This is a genomic window from Henriciella sp. (assembly GCF_049649345.1).
Classification (GTDB): domain Bacteria; phylum Pseudomonadota; class Alphaproteobacteria; order Caulobacterales; family Hyphomonadaceae; genus Henriciella.
In genome coordinates, this window is the sequence record NZ_JBARZC010000143.1 from 1 (window position 1) to 4021 (window position 4021).

General features: G+C 56.7%; 6 protein-coding genes. 4 read left to right on the top strand and 2 right to left on the bottom strand.

Annotation, left to right across the window (positions count from 1 at the left end; genetic code table 11):
- The 4 genes from WA989_RS03470 to WA989_RS03485 form a co-directional block, all read left to right on the top strand.
- Nucleotides 1–934, top strand: a 934-nt coding sequence (locus WA989_RS03470; protein ID WP_424339126.1) for a SufD family Fe-S cluster assembly protein, incomplete at its 5' end; no start/stop codon positions are given.
- 10 nt (nucleotides 935–944) lie between these two features.
- Nucleotides 945–2162, top strand: coding sequence for a cysteine desulfurase (locus WA989_RS03475; protein WP_424339127.1), 1218 nt, complete (start codon nucleotides 945–947; stop codon nucleotides 2160–2162).
- 9 nt (nucleotides 2163–2171) lie between these two features.
- A complete protein-coding gene (locus WA989_RS03480) occupies nucleotides 2172–2567 on the top strand; it encodes an SUF system Fe-S cluster assembly protein (RefSeq protein WP_424339128.1) in 396 nt (131 codons plus the stop codon).
- A gap of 35 nt (nucleotides 2568–2602) precedes the next feature.
- A complete protein-coding gene (locus tag WA989_RS03485; RefSeq protein WP_424339129.1) occupies nucleotides 2603–2962 on the top strand; it encodes a HesB/IscA family protein in 360 nt (119 codons plus the stop codon).
- Between the two features lie 55 nt (nucleotides 2963–3017).
- On the opposite strand, the gene WA989_RS03490 is transcribed toward WA989_RS03485, so the two are convergent.
- Entirely contained in the window at nucleotides 3018–3527 is a 510-nt protein-coding gene (locus WA989_RS03490; RefSeq protein WP_424339130.1) for a hypothetical protein, read from the bottom strand.
- 78 nt (nucleotides 3528–3605) lie between these two features.
- Nucleotides 3606–4021: lysophospholipid acyltransferase family protein (locus WA989_RS03495; RefSeq protein WP_424339131.1), on the bottom strand; the 416-nt coding region annotated here is incomplete at its 5' end.

The window sequence follows — 4021 nt, forward strand, 5'->3', positions numbered from 1 at the left end:
CCTCCGGGTATTCGTGAAATCTGAGGCGCAAGCCCTTGGCGGCGCCGAAACCATGCCCCTGGCGGCGCTGACGGCTTCACTGACGGGCAAACCGGGCGCAAATGACCTTCTCCAGTTCGAAGTCACGGGCAAGATCGAGGCACCCCTGTTCATCGATTATGGCGGCGCTGGCGAAGCCGTCTTTTCGAGGCTTGCCTTCATCGTTCGCCCGAACTCGGCGATCGACATAATCGAATCGCACTCGGCCTCCAGCGGGTTTAGCTCCGCTATGCTGGAGTTCGGGATTCAGGCCGGTGGGTCTGTGTCGCGAACCATACTGCAGGACAATGGTAGCGAGTCGGCCGCGGCGATTACAGGGTCGGTCACCCTCAGCGAGCGTGCCTCGTATAACCAAACGGTTCTCGCCTTCGGGGCAAAGCTGGCCAGAGTTGAAACGCGCGTTTGCTATGACGGGCCGGGCGCGAAAGCCGTGCTCAATTCGGCCTATTTACCAAAAGCAGGCCGGCACATCGATCTGACCAGCCTGGTGCGCCATGGCGCTGAATCCTGCGTCACACGCCAGCTGACCAAGGGCGCCATCAGCAAGGGTGGCAAGGGCATTTTCCAGGGCAAGTTCCACGTGCCGCGAACGGTAGGCCAATATACGGATGCAGACATGCAGCATCAGGCTCTATTGCTGGATGACGGCGCAGAAGTGTTCGCCAAGCCCGAACTCGAAATCTATGCGGACGACGTTGAATGCGCGCATGGCAATACGTCCGGCCAGCTTGATGAAGCGGCCTTGTTCTATATGCGCCAGCGCGGACTACCTCTGAACGAGGCGCGCGCCTTGTTGACCGAGGCCTTTGTCAATCAGGCACTGGAGACGGCCCACCCGGCTGTACGCGATGATCTTGTCGGCATGACACGCGACTTTCTTCACGCGCAGGCTTGAGGGCAGGATAATGGCACTCGACCTTCCAGCCATTCGCGGCCAGTTTCCCATCCTCTCGCGGGAGGTGAACGGTAAGCCGCTAGTATATCTCGATAATGCGGCTAGCGCCCAGAAACCCCGCGCCGTTCTTGACGCGATGAGCGTTCAGGCAGAGACGGCCTACGCCAACGTGCACAGGGGCCTTCACACGCTGGCGAATGAAACAACCGCGGCCTATGAAGCCGCGAGGACGACAGTGCAGAAATTTATAAATGCACCGTCGCCGGACACAATCATTTTCACCAAGGGTGGCACGGAAGCCATCAACCTTGTTGCTTCCGGGCTTGCTGCGGAGATCCAGGCCGGTGACGAGATTATTCTCTCGATCTCCGAACACCACTCCAACATCGTTCCCTGGCATTTCCTGCGCGAGCGCCATGGCGCCGTTTTGAAATGGGTGCCGATACGAGAGGACGGCACGCTGGATATGGACGCCTATGCTGCCGCGCTCGGTCCCAAAACCAGATTTGTGTCGCTAGGGCACATGTCTAATGTTCTCGGCACAGTGATCGATGCGAAGAAAGCTGTAGACCTCGCGCACGCTAATGGCGCGCAAATCCTTCTGGATGGCTGCCAGGCCGGGGTTCATCTCGATGTGGATGTGCAGGAAACCGGTTGTGACTTTTACGTCCTCACAGGCCACAAGATCTACGGGCCAACCGGCATCGGCGCTCTTTATGGCACCCCCGACGCGCTGGACCGGCTGCGCCCTTATCAGGGCGGCGGCGAGATGATCGAAATCGTCGAGCAGGAGCGGGTCACCTATAATACTGCCCCGCATAAGTTCGAGGCGGGAACGCCGCCCATTCTTCAGGCGATCGGCTTTGGTGTCGCGATTGACTGGATTTCAAGCTTCGACAAGGACGACATTTTTGCCCACGAGGATGCCTTGTATCGGCGTGCCCTGACGGCGCTCAAAGAGGTCAACGGCCTCAGAGTGTTCGGCGATGCTAATGAGAAGGGTCCGGTCCTGTCTTTTGGTATCGAAGGCCTTCACCCGCACGATATCGCGCAGCTTGTAGACAGGTATGGTGTCGCCATTCGTGCAGGTCACCATTGCGCTCAGCCTCTGATGTCCCATCTTGGAGTCACAGCGACGGCGCGTGCAAGCTTCGGCATCTACAATACGCCGGAAGAGGTGGATGTATTTGTGGAGGCACTCAACAAAGCCCGTGGAATGCTGCTATAAGGACTGCACATGGCAGACGATATGAGCCTTAATCCAAGCGAGCAGACGGCTGACACTTCAGCCGATAGCGAAGCTGTGTCGGTAATCCCCCAGGATGAGCTAAATCGCCTCACCGATGAGCTGATCACTGCCTTCAAGACTGTTTTCGACCCGGAAATTCCAGTGGATATCTATGAGCTGGGACTGATCTACAAGGTCGATATCGATGACGACCGCAAGGTCGACATCGATATGACGCTGACAGCGCCTGGCTGCCCGGTTGCCGGGGACATGCCGGGCTGGGTCGAGAATGCAGCCCGCACCGTGGACGGCATCAAGGATGTCGAAGTGCGTTTGACCTTCGATCCGCCTTGGGATCCCTCGCGCATGTCGGACGAAGCGCGCCTTGCGCTGAACATGCTCTGATTGAAATTGACCGCAGGACCCCTCATCTAGCAAATATGGCCAGACGACCCAGACCTCAACTTGTGACCTTGACTGACGCCGCAGCAGAGCGGGTCAAGGAAATCATGTCTGAAAATGGCGCCGGCTATCTGCGTGTCGGCGTCACCAATGGTGGCTGCGCCGGCATGGAGTACGTCATGGACTATGTCGAAGCGCCAAGCGACATGGATGAAGTTGTTACTGACAATGGTGTTCAGATCGTCGTCGACGCAAAAGCCGTGCTCTTTCTGCTCGGATCAATGGTCGACTTTGAAACGACAAGCCTGCACGAGAAATTTGTCTTCCGGAATCCGAACCAGACGGACGCTTGTGGCTGCGGCGAAAGCGTCACGATCGTCCCAGCTTCAGCTGGATAAGAAAAGCCCCGCCTGAAGCAGGCAGGGCTCTTTCGGGATTGATCGTTCACCGTGGTTACTGGTTGCCTGGATTGGTCACCGGACAATCATTCGCGAAGCTCTTGAATGTGTCGTTAATAGCCGGAAAGTTGACCACGACTTCGTCTTTGAAGTCCATCTTCCAGGCGACATCTTCACGTTTAACGGCGGAGTTGTAGATTTTCTTTGCGGTCACAACATCGTCTGAAATCGCAACTTTGCGCCCCGGATAATAGACCCAGTCCGTGTCAGACGTCTCATCGCCAAATGTGGTTACGGCATTTCGCGTTCTCTTACGGGTTGATGAGGAACCGCGGATAAGGTCTGCAACGCTTCCAGGAACCACGCCGATCCCGACGACGAGTTCGTCCTCCGCACAAGATATGTATGCGCCATTCTCTGTGTCAGAGCCAGTAGAGATCGCAACGACAGCGCCATCTTCCGTTGAACTCATTACATGCCATTCGTTGGCTTCAATTGCGCTTGCAGACGCTGATAAACCGCCAGCGATAAGCCCGCAGGCAAGTAGATATTCAAATTTATTCATGATTGACCTCCTTCTTTGTCAAACATCGAATAACAATAAACGCTTATCGTGTAAAGATATCGTGTTATTGTTTTTCAATTATCCGCGAGAGGCTGGCTTGATCGATCCGGTTTGTTTGGGACCAGGGTCAGGCAGCAAGGCGCTTGAAGACGTCACGGTTGATTTTGCCTCAGCGAGCAGGGCCGCCGACTTGCCCTCAACCGCCTGAGTGAGCGCTTCGAGGAAAGCGCCCTTGTCCAAGCCTGGCGCAATCGGGGCCAGAAACTCAACGACGGCGCGGCCAGGCTTTTTCTCGATGGCCTCCTGCTGCCAGAACACGCCGAGATTTGTCGCTACAGGCACGACCGGCACATCCATCGCCTTTTGCATGTGCCAGACGCCTGGCTTGTAGCGATAATGCGTTCCGGGCGCGGCCAGATGGCCTTCCGGATAGATAAGAACTCTCAGGCCTGCATCACGCGCGCGTTCCATCCCTTCAGCGAGTGAGGCGGCCT

Excerpts from the sequence above, each read along its gene's own strand:
- WA989_RS03475 (WP_424339127.1), top strand. The coding sequence starts at position 945 with ATGGCACTCGACCTTCCAGCCATTCGCGGCCAGTTTCCCATCCTCTCG.
- WA989_RS03480 (WP_424339128.1), top strand. The coding sequence starts at position 2,172 with ATGGCAGACGATATGAGCCTTAATCCAAGCGAGCAGACGGCTGACACT.
- WA989_RS03485 (WP_424339129.1), top strand. The coding sequence starts at position 2,603 with ATGGCCAGACGACCCAGACCTCAACTTGTGACCTTGACTGACGCCGCA.
- WA989_RS03490 (WP_424339130.1), bottom strand. The coding sequence starts at position 3,527 with ATGAATAAATTTGAATATCTACTTGCCTGCGGGCTTATCGCTGGCGGT.